The following is an 18,566-nucleotide window of genomic DNA, read 5'->3' as shown; positions in this document are numbered from 1 at the left end:
GTCCGAATAGGTGGCTGACCCTCCGGAACTTTGCCACTACGTTTGGTGGACCGCATCGACGATGGGAGCGTTTTGATCCACTTGGCAGTCGAGGCCGTGCCCGGGCGAGGACCGATCAAGATCGAGGTGGCCGAGCCAGCCGGTGCGGCCGACCTGGCGGAGATCTACCACGACGTACCCACCAGGGACAGCGTCGGCGATCGGGTGATCAGTGCGAGCCGGCCGCTCTTCACCGAGGCGCTGGAGTTGGTGGAGTCCTGCGCGGCGGCGGTTTCCGAGCGCCTGGACCAGATGGCGGCGTGCCGGCCGGACGAGGTCGAACTCCAACTCGCCGTCAAGCTGGACGGCAAGGTGGGCGCCCGGATCGTCGAACTCACCGCCGGAGCCCAGCTCCAGGTCCTGCTCCGCTGGAAGACGGGCGGAGCCGATGCCTGACCGCTCCGCCATCCGGATCCTGCCGTTCAGCTACCTGGTGGGCCAGCATGCGCTGCGGACCGCGCTCGAGTTGGCGTACGTCAACCCGGCGGTCGGCGGCGTACTGCTCAGCGGCGAGCGCGGCACCGCGAAGTCGACCACCGTCCGGGCGTTCGCCCTGATGATGTACGGCTCGCTGCCGGTGACCCTGCCGGTCAACGCCACCGACGACCGGGTGCTCGGCGGCTGGGACGTCGAGGCACTGCTGCGCGGCGAGTCGCTGCGCAAGCCGGGCCTGCTGGAGCGGGCCAACGACACGAATCTGCTCTACATCGACGAGGTCAACCTGCTCGACGACCACCTGGTGAACATCATCCTCGACGTGGCCGCCATGAACGTCCTGGTCGTGCAGCAGGACGGGATCGACCAGCCGGAGCTGCCCGTCTCGTTCACCCTGGTCGGCACGATGAACCCGGAGGAGGGCGGTCTCCGGCCCCAACTCCTGGACCGGTTCGGGCTGATGGTCCCGGTGCAGACCGACGCCTCGGCCGCCGGACGCGCCGAGATCCTCCGCATGGTGCTGCGGTTCGACCAGGAGTGTGCAAAGGAGGAGTCGACCTGGCTGCGGGCGGGTGAGGCGGCGGACCAACGGCGGGCCGCGATACTGCGCGAGGCCCGGGCCCGCTTGCCGGACGTGATCGTCGACGACGCCATGCTCGAACTCTGCGCGCGGATCGCCATCGAGTTCGACATCGCCGGGCATCGCGGCGAGAAGGTGATGGTGGCCGCGGCCCGGGCCCGGGCGGCGCTCGACGCCCGGCCGATCGTCCGGCGCCAGGACATCGTCGCGGTCGCGCCGCACGCGATCATGCACCGACGGCGGGGACTCTTCCAGGGTGAGGACATCCCGTGGCAGGCCGACGACGACAAGCTCCTCGCCGCACTCACCGGGACGGATCGTGTCCGACCCGCTGGCTGACCCGGCCGTCGACCGGGCCACGGTCGCGCTGGCCTGCGCGGCGGTGAGCGCCGAACTCGGCGGGGTGCTGCTGGTCGGGGCCGAACCGGCGTATCTCGTCCAGTTGGCACGGTGGTGGTCGACACTCTGGACGGCGAGCGACCGGGGCGGGGCCACGATCATCCTGGCCGGGGCGGCCACCACGGAGGAGGAACTGTGGACGCGGCTGCGGGTGGGAACCTGGAACGGCCGCGCCGCGATCCGGGTCCAACCGGGTCCGCTGATCACCCCGGCCGGTCCCGGAGCGGCCAGCTCCGCCGACGGTGCCGGCCCGGGTGGCGGCCACGGCGTGATGTCCGGCGACTCCGGTCCGGCGGACCCGCCGGTCGTGGTCGTCGTCCCGGACCTGCCCAGTGCGAGCGTGGCGGTGAAGCAAGCTGCGGTGACGACCCTCGGCGCCCCCGTGGCGCACCTGGCCCGCAACGGTTTGGACGCCACCTGGCGACCGAGGGCCCGATGGATCGCGGCCTGCCCGCCGGTCCAGCTCGGCCAGCTTCCCCGGCACCTCGTCGACCGGTTCGGCGTGATCGTCCCGGCTCCGCTGGTGCGGCCCGGACCGGACGGCGGGCTGCCGTGGCCGGCGGCGCCGCCGGCCTGGCACGCGGCGGTACGACGGTCGACCGTGCCGCCACCGGCCGCCGGGACGATCGAGCGGGTGGTGGAACTCCTCGACCCACCCGACGGCGGCTGGCGCGATGTCGCGCTGGCCCGGCTGGCCGGCGCGTACGCGGCGCTGCACGGTGCCGCCGAGACGACCGCGGCACACGTCGACAGCGCCGCACGGTTGATCGGCCTGTCCGTCGGTTCGGCGCCGTCCGGCCCGGACCTCGACCGGCCGTCCCATCCCGACGCGGTGCTCCGGACGAAGGCACCCGCCGCCCCGGCCGATCTGGATGTCCCGGCCGGTGTGGATGGCCCGGCCGTCATCGGGGGCGGGATCGTCCGCGTCGCGGATACTCCCGAGGTGCTGCCACCGGTCCCGCTGGCCGCCCCGGATGCGCCGGTCGGGGAGTCCGGGACGTACCGGACGGAGCGCACCGACTCGGTGCTGCGCGCCCAGCCCGCCCCGCGCCGGCCACCGGCGCCCCGGCGCCGGGGCGGCCGGTCCATCGGGACCGGGACGCTCAGCCAACTGCGCGACGTCGCGATTTTCGCGACCCTCTGTGAGGCCGCGAAGTTCCAGGCGGTGCGCGCGGCTCCGGCCGGGACCGCCGCGTTCCGGATCGAGGCGTCCGACCTGCGCGTCCACCGCCGCGCCCGGCGCACCGAGCCGCTGTTGGTGCTGCTGCTGGACCACACCTGCCGGCGTGACTCGGCCTGGCTCGACGGACTCGCCCCCTACCTGCGCTGGGGCTACGCGGTACGGTCCCGGATCGGGGTGGTGGAGGTCGGTGCCGCCGCGCCCGATCCCGGATACGCCGCCCGGGCGTTCACCGTCCGTGGTGTCCTCGACCCCCGGGTGGCGGAAGCGCTCGACCGCCCCGCCGGGCCCGCCACCCCGCTCGCGCACGGGCTGTACCTGGCGCGCGACCTGCTACGCCGGGAAGAGCCCCGGCAGTTGGACAGCCGATCGGCGACCGTGCTGGTCGTCGTCACCGACGGCCGGGGCAACATTCCGCTGGCGTCCAGCCTCACCGGGGAACCGGCGACTTCGGTCGGGGTACGCGGCCTCACCGACGCGTACGCCGTGGCGCGGTCGATCAGGACACTGCGCCGGGCGCGTACCGTGTTGCTCGATCCCGGTGCCGAACGCGACGACCTGCGGCACCGGCTCGCCGTCGAACTCGGCGCGGAGGTGGCCGGCCGTGCCGGCGGGCCGACCCCCGCCGGCCCGGCCGGGGACGGGGGGACCAGGGTGGACCTGCGGTGAACGGCCCGCGCAGCCGGCTGTCCCAACTGCTCTTCGGCCGGGGCCGAAGCTGGGTCGGCACACCACCGCGGCCACCGACGGCCGGCGGTTCGGAGCGCCCGGCGCCGCGCGACGGCTCGGAGGCTCCGGCGGCCGGGCAGGCGGGGGTGCTGGACCTGCCCACCGGACCGTCGACCGGCCTCGGCGCCACCGAAGTGGACCCCACCGCCGCCTATCCGCCGGGCACCGCCGTGCTGGAGGTGACCCGGGTGTACGACCCGGCCGGCGGTGAACGGTTCGCGCTGACCGGCACCTGCTGCTGCGCCAGGCTGCCGTACACCGCGCCGGACCGGCACGGCCGACCGCCGATGATCGAGCTGGCCCGCCTGATCGCCCGGGACGGAGAATCGCCGGCTCGGACCTTTCTGCGCCTGATGGACTGGTCGAGCACCAAAGTGGAGTTGCGGCAGTGGCTCCAGACGGTGCACGCCGAGCATCCCGACTCGGTGAATCTGATCATCCGGGACAACACCGACTTCGGCATTCCGTGGGAGCTGTACTGGCTGCCGGGTGTGCGGCCCGGCGGCGTGCCGGCGCCCTCCCCGCCGAACGGGTCGGACCCGCCCTCGGCGTCGGACCCGCCCTCGGCGTCGGACCCGCCCTCGGCGTCGGACCCGCCCTCGGCGTCGGACCCGCCCTCGGGGGCGGAACCGGTGGAGGGCGACTGGCTGGGCAGCCTGGCTACGCTCAGCCGGTGGACCGCGATGGTCCGGGCCGACGAGCGCATCCGCTACCTGCCGAGACCGGCACTGGCGCCCCGGGGCGGGGTGCTGGCGTACGTCGCGACCGGGCCGATGTCGGCCGACTCCGAGGTGTTGGCGACGGTCGGCGCGTACCTCACCGGGTCGCTGTGGGAACTGCTGGACCGCCTCCGGCAGCCGGGCGATCCGCTGGCGCTGGTCTACGTCGCCTGCCACGGCGAGTACGGCCCGCACGGCGACTCGGTGTTCGACTTCCGGCTCGACGACGAGATCACCGTCGCCGACGTCGGCGCGGACGGCTTCCCGCTGCTCGGCGGCCACAGCCCGCTGGTCTTCGTCAACGCCTGCCACTCCGGACGGCTGCTCTACGACCGCCAGTACAACGACGCGACACTGCGGGGGTTCGCCGAGGCGTTCCTCCGGGCGGGCGCGGCGGGTTTCCTCGGCGCGATCGGCGCGGTTTCGGAGAGCCAGGCCCGGATCGTGCTGCGCGAACTCGTGGCCCGGTTGCGCCGCGAGCCGGACGTACCGGTCGCGGTCGCCCTGCGGGACCTCCGCCGGACGTACGCGGTGCGCCGGGTGCCCCGGTCCACCGACGTACGGGCCGCGAAGGCGCTGCTGCCATTCTTCCACACGTTCATGTACGCGTACTACGGCAGCGCCGACACCGCCGTACGGCTGCCGGGGGCTGGGTCGTGACCGGGGCGGCGCCGGGCACACTGCTGCTCGAACCGGTCGTCCGGTGGCCCCGCCGGATGGCGCCCCGCCAGCGGTACCTGGTGGAGGTCGACCTGCGGGTCGCCGACCCGCCCGGGGCGTGGCACCACGACCAGGAGGAGTTCGTCTTCTCCTGCCTGCTGGAGGGCGCACCGCAGTTGCGGGTCGAGGCCGGCGGAGACCATCGGGTGGTGGTGCACCGGTACGGCGGCAGCTACGGACCGGCCCGGTTCGTGGTCACGGCGCGGGGCCCCGCCGGGCCCCGGGCGCTCTGGCTGACCATCTGCACCCGGTCCGGGGTTCCGGTGCGCACGGCGGAGCTTCCGCTGCTCGTCGCGGCGCTCGACGAGCGGGCCGAGCCGACCGACACGGGTCTGCCGGAGCATGGCTCGGCCGGTGAACCGGAGTACGGAGCCCGGGTGGTGGTCCGGCTCCGCACCGACCCCATAGACCGGGATCTGGTCCAGTTGGACGTCTGGGGCTACCACAGCGACGGCTCGGGGGTCGCGCTTGTCCGCGGCGAGGAGCCGGTGACCCAGCGTGAGGCGGCGTCGCGGCTGCCCGGGATCCTCGGAGGCACTCCCTGGGCCGACGACGGTTCGGCGGTGGACTTCGTGTTGCCCCGGCGGATCCTCTCCTGGCCGGTGGACCAGTGGCACTGGCCGGCGACCGGTACGCCGGTCGGCGCGGTGCGCCCGGTGTGGGTACGCGCACTGAGCCGGATGCCTGGTCCCTACGAGCTGTGGCGGCGACGGGCGGTGCTCCGCGAGTACGGCTGGCGCGAGTCGCCGGCACTGGTGCACCGGTTCGATCCGCGCGGCGGACGGTCGCCGTCCGGCCCGGCCGACTGGTCCCGGGCGATCTCCGCCGAGGCGGTCTGCGTGCTGCTGCCGGCCCTGCCCGAGGCGTGGAGCGGCCGGTCGGATCCGCTCTCCGCACTGGTCGACGCCGGGGTCCCGGTGGTCCTGCGGGACCGGCGGTCCGGCGACGCGGGCGGTGCGGACCAGATTGGCCGGCTGGCGACCGGGCCACTGCTCGGGCTGCCCGACCGGGTCCTGGCGCTGCGCCGGGCCGCCCTGGCCAGCGGTGACCCCGGGCATCCCGGCCGGCATCTGACGTTCTACTGGGACGTCGGCGGCCCCGATCCGGACCCGCCGCTTGCGGCACCGTGACGGCGTGACTGGCACCGACCTGACCAAGTCCTCCCATCTCGCAGAACGGCATCCGGCATGGCACAGGCCAGCGACCCAGACCAGAACTGGTGGATCTACCGCGGCACCGGCAATCCGCACGACGGGATCTCCCGACTGCCGGCGCCGCCGCCGTGGCGCAGCTTCGACGGCGTGCCCTACCCGGAGGCGCCGATCACCACCACCGAGCGGGCCGGGTTCGGGCGTGGCCGCCAGGACCGGGCCCGCAACTACATGCCGACCGAGGACGTGATCGGGGCGGTGAATACGGCGCTGCTGCTGCGGCGCCCGCTGCTGGTGACCGGCCGGCCGGGTACCGGCAAGTCGACGCTGGCCTACGCGGTGGCGTACGAACTCGGGCTCGGCCCGGTGCTGTACTGGCCGATCACCACCCGTTCGACCCTGGGCGACGCCCTCTACCGCTACGACGCGATCGGCCGGCTGCACGACGTCAACCTGCGCGGGCTGTCGTCCGGCCGGAACGGCGGGCAGCCGCCGAGCATCGGCGACTACATCCAGTTGGGGCCGCTCGGCACGGCCATACTGCCCCGTCACCTGCCCCGGGTCCTGCTCATCGACGAGCTGGACAAGAGCGACGTGGACCTGCCCAACGATCTTCTGAACATCTTCGAGGAGGGGCAGTTCGAGATCCCCGAACTGGCCCGACACGGCGGGGAACCGGTCGTCCGGGTCCGGACGGCCGACGGTACAGCAGAGGTCGAGCACGGTTTGGTGCGCTGTCACGCCTTCCCGTTCGTGGTGATCACCAGCAACGGTGACCGGGAGTTTCCGGCGCCGTTCCTGCGGCGGTGCATCCGGTTGGAGATCGCACCTCCGGATGGGGAGCTGCTGGCCCAGATAGTCGCGGCACAGCTCGGTCCGGACGTGCTGCGTGAGGCCGCTCCGGTCCTGGAGCAGTTCCTCGATCTCAGGAATCGAGGCGAGCTGGCCACTGACCAGTTGCTGAACGCCGTCTACCTGGCGAGCTTCCGGCGCTGGTCCGATCCGGACCGCAGGGAGCTGGACCGGGTCCTGCGTCATCTCGGAGACCAGTGGTGAACATCGAACGGCTGGTCGAGGCGCTGCGGGCCGGGCTCCCCGAGCTGGACGCGGAGGAACTGGCCGAGGCGATCTGGTTGGCCAGGCTCCTGCCGGAAGAGAAGCCGTCCCGGCCGCCGGTTGGCCGGCCACCGACCGGGGAGCGGGCAAGGAGCGCCGCGGCGGCGGAACCGACGGAGCCGCGCTCGCTGCCGACCGTCGACGAGCAACCGGAGCCGGCCGCGCTCGGGCCGCCGGAGATCGGACCGGACGGCGTGCCGGAGCCGGTCACGACCATCCGGCCGGGCGGGCCGCGCCGGTCGGCCCGGACGCCGTTCGGCGGGCACCCGGCCGAGCTGGCCAGGGCGCTCCGGCCGCTGCGCCGGACCTCCAGGCCCGGCCGGACGGAGCTGGTGGACGAGGTCGAGACCGCGAACCAGATCGCCGCGCAGGATCTCTGGGTGCCGGTGATGCGGCCCGTCCGGGAGCACCGGTTCAACCTTGCGTTGCTCGTCGACCAGAGCCTGACCACGATCGCCTGGGAGCGCGAGGTCTCCTCGCTGCTGCGGGAGATCACCTCGGCCGGTGTGTTCGGTGACGTCCGCGTCTGGTGGCTGGAGAGCGACCTCCCGGACCGGACTCCGCGGTTGCGTGGCTCGGTCGACCCGGCGGGGACGTGGCAGGATCCCCGGGGCCTGATCGACCCGGTCGGGCGCCGGGTGGTCTGCGTGCTCAGCGACTGTACCGGAGCGACCTGGCGGACCGGCGGGATGCAGCGCCTGCTCGAACTGTGGGGCAGGGCCGGGCCGGTGATGGTCGCACAGCCGTTGCCGTACCGGATGTGGGCGAGCCTGCTGCCCGGGATCGTCGAGGTGCGCTGGCAGACCCGGGTACCGGGCGGCGTCGACCATCGACTCTCCGCCCGGCCGTACGCCGACCAGCCGGCCGAGCGACTGCCCGGGCTGCCCGTACCGATCCTGGAGCTGCGACCCAGGTGGTTGCGGCCCTGGGCCGAGCTGATCGCCGGGGCCCGGACCGCGGCCGACGGTGTCGCACTCTTCACCGGGGCGGTGGAGTCCGGTCCCGGCCGGCCCGATCCGGAGCCGGGCGGCCTGGCCGGACGGTTGGCACGCTTCCGGTGCACCGCCTCGCCCTGGGCCTACCGGCTCGCCACCCACCTCGCGGCGGCGCCGCTCGAGGTGCCGGTCATCCGCCGGGTCCAGCTGTGGATGCTTCCCGAGACCGGTCCGGCCGAACTGGGCGAGGTCCTGCTCGGCGGCCTGGTCCAGCGCTCCACCGGAGCGGACGGCGGTACCCCGGCCCGCCATCCCGGATACAGATTCGGAGCCGGCCTGCGGGAGCGGTTGGTGGCGTCGTTGCCGACCGACCGGCTGACCGAGGTGGTGTGCCTGGTCGTCGACTGGGCAGCCGAGCGGGCCGACCCGGCCGACCGGGGCGACAAGGCGGGCGCCGCCGCCGATCTGCTGATGGAACTCGACCCGGAGTACGCCTGGTTCGCGCGCGGCGTGCTGGAACAGTCGGACGGGTTCTACCGCGACGTCGCCGGAGCGCTGCGGACGCGCGGGTCCGGCACAGGGGATCGGAACCTCCCGACCGCCACCGGCGACCGGGACCCGGGCGGTCCGCCAGCGAGGGGACTGACCAGCGGGGCGACCGACCAGCGGGGCGACTGACCGCACCGGGGCGTCCCGCGTACGGTGGCATCTTCCACGCCGCCCACCCCAGACCGCTGGAGGATGTTCGATGCCATCCGACCCCGACCCGGCAATCAGGCAGCACCGGACCGCGCAGGTCACGCTGACCGTGACCGAGGACGGCGCGCCGCTCGCCGACCGCGAGGTGACGATCGCCCAGCGCGACCACGCGTTCCTGTTCGGCTGCACCGGATTCGAGTTCATCCCGCTGGCCAACGGCGAGCTGACGGCGGCTTCGGCGGGCGGCCCGGGCGGCGAGCCGGGCTCGCTGGGCGAGGCCGACATCACCCGGGTCGAACGGCTGGCGGAGCTCTGGCTCGACCTGTTCAACTTCGCCACCCTGCCGTTCTACTGGGGACGGTTCGAGCCCGAGCGCGGCCGGCCGGACACCCGGCGCCTCCAGGCGACGGCACGCTGGTTCGCCGACCGGGGCTGCCAGGTCAAGGGGCACCCGCTGGCCTGGCACACGGTCAGCGCGGAGTGGCTGACCGAGCTGACCAACCCGGAGATCGCCCGGGTGCAACTGGACCGGATCCGCCGGGAGGTGTCCGACTTCGCCGGGGTGATCGACACCTGGGACGTGATCAACGAGGTCGTGATCATGCCGATCTTCGACAAGTACGACAACGGGCTCACCCGGATCTGCCGGGAGCTGGGGCGGATCCCCCTGGTCCGGATGGTCTTCGACGCGGCCCGCGAGGCGAATCCCGGCGCCACCCTGCTGCTCAACGACTTCGACATGTCGGCCGCGTACGAGTGCCTGATCGAGGGGGTGCTGGAGGCGGGGATCCGGATCGACGCGCTCGGCCTGCAGAGCCACATGCACCAGGGCTACTGGGGCGAGGAGAAGACGCTCGGCATCATCGACCGGTTCGCCCGGTACGGCCTGCCGATCCACTTCACCGAGACGACCCTGCTCTCCGGGCAGCTCATGCCGGCCGAGATCGTCGACCTGAACGACTACCAGGTCCCGGAGTGGCCCAGTACCCCGGAGGGGGAGCAGCGGCAGGCCGACGAGATCGTCCGGCACTACAAGACCCTGCTCGCACACCCGGCGGTGCGGGCCAGCACCTACTGGGGAATGGTGGACGGCGGCTGGCTCGGCGCGCCGGGCGGCTTCGTCCGGGCCGACGGTACGCCGAAGCCCTCCTACGAGGCGCTGCGCGCGCTGGTCAGGGGGGAGTGGTGGCTCCCGCCGACGCGGCTGGGCACCGACCCGCAGGGGCGGGTCGGGTTCACCGGCTTCCTCGGCGAGTACGAGGTGACGGCCGGCGGCCGTACCGCGACGTTCCGGCTCGACGAGCCGGGGGCGACAGCACTGGAGGTGGCGCTCTGACCGTCCGGCCGCGAATCCGCCCGGACCGGTGCCGGTGCCCGGGGAACCGACGGACGGCGTCGGTTCCCCGGGCGGGTCGCCCGACTACTCGCCGGACGGTGCGGTGAGCTGCACGCCGAGCCGGACCGGGGTGCCGAAGTTCGGGGTGCCGTCGCTGTTCCAGGTGAACTTCTGGGCCCGGGTCGAGCGGTTCATGTCGCAGCCGCCGCCCGCCGAGTCGTTGGCGTGGTAGACGATCCAGTCCTCGGTGCCGTCCGGTGACTTGAAGAAGCCGTTGTGGCCGGGCGCGAAGACGCTGTTGGCGTCGCTGCGCTGGAAGACCGGGTTCGGGCTCTTGGTCCAGGACGACGCGTTCAGCGGGTTGCTGCCGGTCAGGGTGAGCAGGCCGAGCTTGTAGTCCGGTCCCCAGCAGGCGCTGGCGGAGTAGACGACCATCGTCCGGCCGTTGCGGTAGAGCGGCTCGGGACCTTCCGTCACCGGGTGGGTCTGCCGCTCCCAGCTCAGCGTCGGCGAGGTGAGCCGGACCCGCGACCCGCTGATCGTCCACGGGTTGCTCAGCGGGGTGATGAACAGACTCTGCCCGTAGCTGCCGCCGGCGTTGTAGGTGCCGAGCAGGTAGAGGCTGTTGTTCACCCGCAGCACGCTGGCGTCGAGCTGCCAGTCGCCGCCCAGGTCGGCCTTGAAGGTGTACGGGCCCATCGGGTCGGTGCCGGCGCTCTCCAGTACGTGCAGCCGCTGCGTCGGGTTGAAGTCGCTGACGTTCTGCCCGGCCACGTAGTACAGGTACCACCGGTTGCCGTTCGGTCCGTTGATCAGGTGGAACTCCGGCGCCCACATGTTGCAGCAGCCGTTCGGCCGGTTGGCGAGGTTGAAGACCACCTGGTCGGGGGCGCTGGCCAGGCCGGCGAGGGTGGCCGACCGGCGCATGGTGATCGTCGAGTTCCAGGTGGTGGTGGCGAGGTAGTAGTAGCCGTTGTGGTGCTGGAGCCAGGGGTCCGGCCCGTTCCGCTTGATCGGGTTGGTGAAGGTGCCGGGAGTTGGGTTGCCGCCGCCGACCGAGCCGACGTTGACCATCTGCCACTGCTGGTTGGCGCCGTCCAGGTCCTGGTACTGCGAGACCATCGCGCCGTCCGCGGTGGACCACTCCCAGACGTCCAGCGCCTTGCCGCTGGCCCGGTTGATCAGGCGTACGTAGCCACCGGCCGAGTCGGCGAGCCGGAAGTGCTGCCGGCTGCTGCCGCTGTCGGTGTTCTGCACCAACTGCACGCCGTCGTTCGAGTTCGGCAGTTCCAGCACCTTGCCGCTGTGCCGGGACTGCACCCGGTAGTAGCCGCCGCCGGCGTCCAGGAACCGCCACTGCTGCCAGTTGCCGTCGTTGCGGGCGTACTGGTTGATCGGGGCGCCGTCGTTGGTGGCCAGGTTGTAGACGTCGAGGGCCTTGCCGCTGTGTCGGTTGACCAACACGTAGTAGATGTTCGGGTCGGCGGTGGCCGCCGAGGCCGGTCCGGCGGCGACGAGGACTCCGGTGCCGGCGACCAGGGCGGTGACGCCGACGGCGAGCGCGGCCCGCCAGCGGACCCGACGCGGATGCGAGGGTGTCACGGGATGCTCCCTACGGTGGATGGGGATGCGGTCAGTAGACGTACGGCCAGCCGGCTCAGTAGACGTACGGCCAGCCGGCGGCGTCGTAGCCGATCCGGTTGATGCCGAGCAGCGAGGCACCGTTGTTCGCGTAGTAGTGGTAGACGAGGAGGTCGCCGTCGGTGTCGGAGAGCACCGTCTGGTGACCCGGCCCGTGGATGTCGCCGTGCGAGGCGAGCACCTGGGTGCCGCCGCCCGAGGTGAGCGCGGTGCCGTTCCGGTCGACGAAGGGTCCGGTCACGCTGGTGGAGCGCCCCACCATCACCCGGTAGGTGCTGGACGCGCCCTGACAGCAGCGGTCGAAGGAGACGTACAGGTAGTAGTAGCCACCCCGCCTGACCAGGGTCGGCGCCTCGATCGCGCCGCCGCCCCGGCCGGCGATGGCCCGGATGGTGCTGTCCGAGCGCTTGCCGGTGGCCGGGTCCAGGGCGACCAACTTGAGCCCGGACCAGAACGAGCCGAAGGCCAGCCACCAGCGGCCCTGGTCGTCCACGATCAGGTTCGGGTCGATCGCGTTGAAGTTGTCGGAGCTCTGTGACTCGATCACCAGCCCCCGGTCGGTCCAACTGCCGGAGTTGCCGGTGGGGCTGGTGGCCAGGAAGATCGCAGACCGGTTGGAGCCGAAGGTGGAGGCCGAGTAGTACAGGTAGTACTGGTTGTTCCGGTACGAGATGTCCGGCGCCCAGAGGTTGCGGCTGCCTCCGGTGTAGGCGGTGGTCCACGGCGCGCCGTTCGGGAAGACCGATCCGGCGTTGCGGTACGCGACCCGGTCGGTCGAGGTCTTCAGCGAGATGTTGTTTCCGGTGTGCGCCACCAGGTAGTCGCCGCCGGGGCGGCGGACGATGGTCGGGTCGTGCACCCCGACGTCCCCGGTCACCCGCATCGGTGCCGGGTACCCGGCCGGCGGCGTGCCGGGGGTGGGGGTCGGGGTCCCGGGCCCGCCGTCCGAGCCGACCCGGACCAACTGCCACTGCTGGTTGGCGCCGCCGGAGTCGGTGTACTGGCTGATCCGGCCGCCGTCGGCGGTGGACCACTCCCACACGTCGAGGGCCTTGTTGCTGTTCCGGTTGATCAACCGGACGTACCCGCCGTCCGAGTCGGCGAGCCGGAACTGCTGGTCGGTGCTGCCCTGGTCGGTCCACTGGATCACCTCGGCGCCGTCGGCGGTGGAGGAGTCCCGGATGTCGAGGACCTTGCCGCTGTGCCGGGACCGGAGCCGGTGGTAGCCGGCGCCGGAGTCGACGAACTGCCACTGCTGCCAGGCACCGTCGTTGCGGGCCCACTGCACGATCCGGCCACCGTCGGCGGTGGACCGGTCGTAGACGTCGAGGGCCTTGCCGCTGTGCCGGGAGACCAGGACGTACCAGGCGTTCGGGTCGACGGTCGCGGCCGAGGCGGACCGGACCGGTAGGGCGATGGCGGCGCCGACGAGGGTGGCGGCGACCGCGGTCACGAGGGCGGTACGGACGAGCCGGGTACGACCCGGCGTTGCGGTTCGGGGGGAAGCAGGTGTTCCCATCGTCTTCCTTCCGTCGGTCCGGTCCGGGATCCGTCAGGTGGATGGTGCCGAGAGCCCACGGTGCGGTGGGACGACGGTCCCGCGGGTTGACAGTGCGGTCGTGGTGCTGGATCGGCCTGCGTTCGGTGGGGTAGCGCTGGCCGCCGGCTCGGAACAGCGTGCCGGCGGGCGTCTGCCGCAGGGCCCGGATGCCCGGTACGCGCGGCCGGCGTTGTGCGGGTGGCTCGGCCCGGACGTATCGATGATGTTTACGCTAACATCGGTCGATGTCAAGGTGGAATACGCTTTCCTCATCCACCGGACAAGTCTTGACGAGCATCTATGTTAACGATCACACTGTGCTTCTAGCACCTGTTCGTGACCGACACGGACCGGCCGCTGTCGACCGCCGTAACCGCTGACGCCCGTTGGGATCGACGAAGGGTCGCAGGTAATGAAGCCGATGCCGCGCAGGATGTTCCGCCAGTCGCTCCGGATGCCCGGCATCGGCCCGGCCGAGGGCGCCGGGTCGACCGCCCGCCGCCCCGATCGAGGGCTGGCCGCGCCGGCCTTCGCCGCGCTGGCCACGGTCTTCGCGCTGCTGGCCGGCCTGCTGCCGGCGGTGCCGGCCGTTGCCGCCTCGCCAGCGGTCAACTACAGCAACCCGCTGGCGAACCAGCGCGCCGACCCGCACATCTTCAAACACACCGACGGCTACTACTACTTCACCGCCACCGTGCCGCAGTACGACCGGATCGTGCTGCGCCGGGCGACCACGCTGGCCGGGCTGGCCAGCGCCGCCGAGACGACGATCTGGCGCCGGCACACCAGCGGCGAGATGGGCGCGCACATCTGGGCACCCGAGATCCACTTCATAAACAACCGCTGGTACGTCTACTTCGCCGCCGGCCGCACCGACGACATCTGGCGGATCCGGATGTACGTACTGGAGAACGCCAGCGCCAACCCGCTGACCGGATCGTGGACCGAACGCGGCCGGATCAGCACCCCGTGGGACACCTTCGCGCTGGACGCCTCCACCTTCGTCGCCAACGGCGTCCGCTATCTCGTCTGGGCCCAGTCCGAACCGGGAATCTCGACGAACTCCAACCTCTACCTGGCCCGGATGGGTGCCAACCCGTGGCAGATCACCGGCACGGTGACCCGGCTGACCGTGCCGACGTACGACTGGGAGACCCGGGGTTACCGGGTGGCCGAGGGACCCGCGGTGATCCAGCGCAACGGCCGGATCTTTCTGACCTACTCGGCCAGCGCCACCGACGCCAACTACTGCCTCGGCATGCTGACCGCCTCGGCGACCGCGAATCTGCTCTCCGCCTCCGCCTGGACCAAGAGCCCGACCCCGATCTTCACCAGCAACGCCGCGACCGGCCAGTACGGCCCCGGGCACAACTCCTTCACCGTCTCCGAGGACGGCCAGAGCGACATCCTCGTCTACCACGACCGCAACTACCGGGACATCAACGGCGATCCGCTGAACGACCCCAACCGGCGTACCCGGATCCAGAAGCTGTACTGGAACTCCGACGGCACCCCGAACCTCGGCATCCCGGTGCCGGACGGCGCGACCCCGGTCCGGCTCCGCCCGCACGACCTGACCGCCTCCTACCTGCGGCACTACGACTACCGGGTCCGGGTCGACGCCGACGTGGCACCGCTGGCCGACTCGCAGTTCCGGATCGTGACCGGCCTGGCCGGCTCCGGCACGGTGTCGCTGGAGTCGACCAACTTCCCCGGCTACTACCTCCGGCACCGCAACTACGAGGTCTACGTCGAGCGCAGCGACGGCTCGGCGCAGTTCCGGGCCGACGCCAGCTTCCTGCGGCGTACCGGCCTGGCCGCCAGCGCCGGCATCTCGCTGGAGGCGCAGAACTTTCCCGGCCGGTACCTGCGGCACCGCTCCGGTCTGCTCTACATCGAGCCGGTGACCTCCACCGCCGAGCAGGCGTCCGCCACCCTCCACCTCGAATGAGACACCACCTCGGTCCCTGGCCCCAACGCATTGCCGTCGACGTCGATCAGGTGCGTCGGCTTGTTGCCGACCGGTTCCCGCAGTGGGCTGGCCTCTCGGTCCAGCCCGTAGCCAACGGTGGCTGGACCAACTGGACCTTCCACCTCGGCCCACGGATGTCGGTTGGAGCGGAGGGCGGTGTTATCTGCGGACGAACCGGGCACGCAGCCCGGCCGGTACCAACAGCGCCTCCGGCCGCATGACCACCGTCTCCCGATCGACCACCGAGACGTCGTAGTCGCGTGCCAGCGCGGCGACGGCGAGCACCAGTTGGAGCAGACCGAGCTGGTTGCCCAGGCAGATCCGAGGTCCGGCCCCGAACGGCAGGTACGCGAACCGGGCGTGCGGCTGCTGCGTTCCGAGCCATCGGTCGGGCAGGAACTCCTCCGGACTCTCCCACCACCTCGGGTCCCGGTGCATCAGATAGACGGGCATCATGATCTGTTGGCCGGGCTGGAAGGTCCACCGGCCGAGCGTCGCGTGGGTACGCACCTCTCGGCCCAGGAGCCAGGTCGGGATGTACGCGCGCAGCAGTTCCTTCACCACCGCTTCGGTGTAGGGCAGGTCGTCGACGGTGATCGCGCGGTGCGCCCGCTCCGCCAGCACCTCCGCCTCGACGCGGATCCGGGCGGCGATTCCCGGTTCCCGCGCGAGCACCAGTACCGCCCAGGCGAGGGCCGTGCCTGGTACGCCGTGCGAGGTCCGCAGCATCACCGAGAGGGTCCGGTAGACGGCCTCGTCGTCAAGCGGTTCGACGTCGCCGTCGAGCATGGTGTCGAGCAGATCGTCGACCGTGTCCCGGCGTTGGGCGCGCCGCTGCCGGATGAGGTGATGGAGCAGTTCGGCGAGCCGCCGATTGGCCGCCTTCGCCGAGCGGACCGCGCGGACCGGCAGCCAACTCGGCAGGGACAGCGAACTCGACATCAGGGCGGTCGAGCGCTCCGCTGCCGCCGCGACCGCAGCGGCAACCTCCTCGGCGGCGGCTACCGCGTCGACGTCGGCGCTCTCCTCGGCGCTGACCTTTCTGACCTCGCCGCCGAGGCAGTAGTCCGTGGTCGCGTGGATGATGAAGGACCTCATCACCGCCGCGACGTCGACCTCATGGTCGAGTATCCGGCCCAGCTGGGCATGGAAAATGTCCACCAGGCGCTGGCTGTGCGCGTCGACCGCCGCCCGGCTCACCCCTGGTCGGCTCTTCTTCCGCCCGGCCATCGCCGTCGGGGTCTGCCGCGCGATCTCCTCCGGCGGGGCGTCGTCGAAGAGGGCGACCTCGATACCGAAGTCGGTGTTCGTGCGTACCAGGATCTCGTGCACGAGGACGGGGTCGGCCACCACGCTCGCCCGAGGGCTGAACGCGAACACGTCACCGTAGTCGTGCTGGCACCGTCGGAGAAACCCGATCCGGTCCTGCTCGTAGTCGTACCGGTTGCCGACCAGGCGCCGCCCGCGCGGGCCGGCCGGATACCCGCCTGTGGACATGTTCGTGATCCCTCGCGCCTGGACAACCCGGACTGTCTGGGCGGCGGCGGACCGGCCGCCGCGGTGCTGGCCCGCGCCACACGGCGCGCCCGCGACGGTGGCCGCCTGGCTGGCCGGCCACCGTCCTCCTTGGATCAGGGCTCCCACGGGTAGCGTCCGCCCATCCGGCCGCGGTCGAGCCGCACCAGGCGGGCAAGACTCATCAGAGCGAGCTTCGCCATCGCACTTCACCTCCCCCGGTCGTAGTCACGTCGCGAGTGACATTCACGTTGCCATCCGGATCAGGTCCGAGTGATCGATTTACCGTTCGGATCTGTGCGGATTCGTTCGGAACAGGGGGCGTGGCGTGACTCAGCGACACCGGTGGGCCGGGCGTGGCGTACGCCGACGCGCGGCAAAGTCGTGATCCTGACTAACCGGCAGCTTGCCGAACGAGTTTCGCCTGGTGAGCGCCGGTGTCGGTAAGGATGGAGGCATGCCTTCGCCACTGTCCAAGCCCCGTCATGCCGTGGTCATCGGAGGGAGCTTCGCCGGCCTCTGTATCGCGCGTACCCTTGCCGGTTTCGTCGAGCGGGTGACCGTCCTCGACCGGGACCGTTTTCCGGACGGGCCGGTGCTGCGTACGGGCATTCCACAGGCACGCCACCTGCACGTCCTGGTCACCTCGGGACAGCGGGCCCTCGACCGGCTCTTTCCCGGCCTGATGGCCGAGCTGTACGACCGCGGCGCCGTCCCGGTCGCCGCCCCGACCGACCTGCTGTCGCTGAGTCCGAACGGCTGGCGGGAGCGTTTCCCGGCCACCCACACCCTGGTCGGGGCCAGCCGGGAGCTGTTGGACTGGACGATCCGGCAGCGGCTCGCCGCCGACGGGCGGATCCGGTTCGAGACCGCCCGGGAGGTGGTCGGACTCTGCTCCGGTGCGGACGGCGCCTCGGTCGCCGGGGTGCAACTGCGGGTCCGCAACGGCGGGAGCGAGATCCACCGGTGTGCGGCCGACCTGGTCGTCGACGCGAGCGGGCGCGGCTCGCGTACCCCGGAGTGGCTGGCCGCGCTCGGCTACGGCCGGCCGGAGGAGACCAGGATCGATGCCGGGCTGGGCTATGCGAGCCGGCGGTACCGGCTGGCGCCGGGCGTCGCCGACGGCTGGAAGAACATCATGGTGATGCCGAAGCCGCCGCAGGTCTCCCGGGCCGGGGTGCTCTATCCGATCGAGAACGGCCGCTGGATGGTCACCCTCGGCGGGTTCGGCGACGAGACCCCGCCCACCGACGAGGCGGGCTTCCTGGAGTTCACCCGCAGCCTGCGCAGCCCGTTGATCTACGAGGCGATCCGGGACGCCGAGCCGGACGGGCCGATTCACGGGTTCCGGCGGACCGGCAACCACCGCCGGCACTACGAGACGATGCCGCGCTGGCCGGAGGGATTCCTGGTGGTCGGGGACGCCGCCTGCGCCTTCAACCCGGTCTACGGCCAAGGGATGAGCGTCGCCGCGCAGACCGCGGTGGTGCTCGGCGAGCACCTGCGGGCCCACCGGGGGCGGTTCGGCCGGGCCGCCCAGGCCGCCGTGGCCGGGTGCAGCGCCACCGCCTGGACCATCGCCACCGGTAGCGACCTGCGATTCTCGGCCGACGCCGTCCGGCCGGGGCGGCGTGGCCGGCTCTCCCACTGGTATCTGGACCGGGCCTCCGACGTGGCCGACCGTGACCCGTACGTGCTGCGGGTGTTGACCGACGTGCAGCACCTGGTCCGGCCACCGGCCGCGCTGGCGCATCCGAGGGTGGCGCTGCGGGTGCTGCGCGGCCCGACCCGCCCGCCACTGTCGGCCCCGCCCGTCACGGTGCCGGATCGGCCGGCATCCGGAGGGTGAGCGGCCTGGCC

13 protein-coding genes are annotated in these 18,566 nt (G+C 72.1%); 10 read left to right on the top strand and 3 right to left on the bottom strand.

All coding sequences use genetic code 11. The features are described 5' to 3' along the window. Positions 1–96 precede the first annotated feature (96 nt). The 8 genes from EV371_RS23220 to EV371_RS23185 all read left to right on the top strand — a co-directional run bounded on the left by EV371_RS23220 (position 97) and on the right by EV371_RS23185 (position 10,038). Positions 97–435, top strand: a complete 339-nt coding sequence (locus EV371_RS23220) for a CU044_2847 family protein (RefSeq protein ID WP_165436815.1) — start codon at positions 97–99, stop codon at positions 433–435. Next, the gene (locus EV371_RS23215; protein ID WP_130463921.1) at positions 428–1,393 is read left to right on the top strand and encodes an AAA family ATPase; all 966 of its coding nucleotides are present in this window, start codon (positions 428–430) and stop codon (positions 1,391–1,393) included. Before EV371_RS23220 ends, EV371_RS23215 begins: the two co-directional genes overlap by 8 nt. Next, on the top strand, positions 1,374–3,302 hold the full coding sequence (locus tag EV371_RS23210; RefSeq protein WP_130463920.1) for a hypothetical protein: 1,929 nt from the start codon (positions 1,374–1,376) through the stop codon (positions 3,300–3,302). Before EV371_RS23215 ends, EV371_RS23210 begins: the two co-directional genes overlap by 20 nt. Then, positions 3,299–4,741 carry a CHAT domain-containing protein gene (locus EV371_RS23205; RefSeq protein ID WP_130463919.1) on the top strand — a complete coding sequence of 481 codons (1,443 nt, stop codon included), beginning with the start codon at positions 3,299–3,301 and terminating at the stop codon, positions 4,739–4,741. The genes EV371_RS23210 and EV371_RS23205 overlap by 4 nt, the downstream gene beginning before the upstream one ends. Further along, the gene (locus tag EV371_RS23200; RefSeq protein ID WP_130463918.1) at positions 4,738–5,931 is read left to right on the top strand and encodes a VMAP-C domain-containing protein; all 1,194 of its coding nucleotides are present in this window, start codon (positions 4,738–4,740) and stop codon (positions 5,929–5,931) included. The genes EV371_RS23205 and EV371_RS23200 overlap by 4 nt, the downstream gene beginning before the upstream one ends. Before the next feature lie 57 nt (positions 5,932–5,988). Beyond that, entirely contained in the window at positions 5,989–7,008 is a 1,020-nt protein-coding gene (locus EV371_RS23195) for an AAA family ATPase (RefSeq protein ID WP_130463917.1), read from the top strand. Continuing rightward, the gene (locus EV371_RS23190; protein WP_130463916.1) at positions 7,005–8,681 is read left to right on the top strand and encodes an SAV_2336 N-terminal domain-related protein; all 1,677 of its coding nucleotides are present in this window, start codon (positions 7,005–7,007) and stop codon (positions 8,679–8,681) included. The genes EV371_RS23195 and EV371_RS23190 overlap by 4 nt, the downstream gene beginning before the upstream one ends. 70 nt (positions 8,682–8,751) lie before the next feature. Next, complete coding sequence (locus tag EV371_RS23185; RefSeq protein WP_130463915.1) at positions 8,752–10,038, top strand: endo-1,4-beta-xylanase; 1,287 nt, start codon at positions 8,752–8,754, stop codon at positions 10,036–10,038. 84 nt (positions 10,039–10,122) lie between these two features. On the opposite strand, the gene EV371_RS23180 is transcribed toward EV371_RS23185, so the two are convergent. Next, positions 10,123–11,640 (bottom strand): family 43 glycosylhydrolase, encoded by a 1,518-nt coding sequence (locus EV371_RS23180; protein ID WP_165436814.1) that lies wholly within the window; start codon positions 11,638–11,640, stop codon positions 10,123–10,125. A 55-nt stretch (positions 11,641–11,695) separates the two neighbouring features. Beyond that, positions 11,696–13,198, bottom strand: a complete 1,503-nt coding sequence (locus EV371_RS23175; protein ID WP_130463914.1) for a family 43 glycosylhydrolase — start codon at positions 13,196–13,198, stop codon at positions 11,696–11,698. Between the two features lie 442 nt (positions 13,199–13,640). Here EV371_RS23175 and EV371_RS23170 point away from each other — a divergent pair, with 442 nt between their 5' ends. Next, positions 13,641–15,170 carry a family 43 glycosylhydrolase gene (locus tag EV371_RS23170; protein WP_486484761.1) on the top strand — a complete coding sequence of 510 codons (1,530 nt, stop codon included), beginning with the start codon at positions 13,641–13,643 and terminating at the stop codon, positions 15,168–15,170. Between the two features lie 180 nt (positions 15,171–15,350). On the opposite strand, the gene EV371_RS23160 is transcribed toward EV371_RS23170, so the two are convergent. Beyond that, entirely contained in the window at positions 15,351–16,688 is a 1,338-nt protein-coding gene (locus tag EV371_RS23160; protein WP_130463913.1) for a cytochrome P450, read from the bottom strand. A 475-nt stretch (positions 16,689–17,163) separates the two neighbouring features. Between EV371_RS23160 and EV371_RS23155 the strand changes: the two genes are divergently transcribed. Then, a complete protein-coding gene (locus EV371_RS23155; protein ID WP_130463912.1) occupies positions 17,164–18,555 on the top strand; it encodes an FAD-dependent monooxygenase in 1,392 nt (463 codons plus the stop codon). Positions 18,556–18,566 lie beyond the last annotated feature (11 nt).

The sequence above is a fragment of the Plantactinospora sp. CNZ321 genome, assembly GCF_004217235.1.
This window is presented reverse-complemented; position numbering and strand designations above follow the sequence as displayed.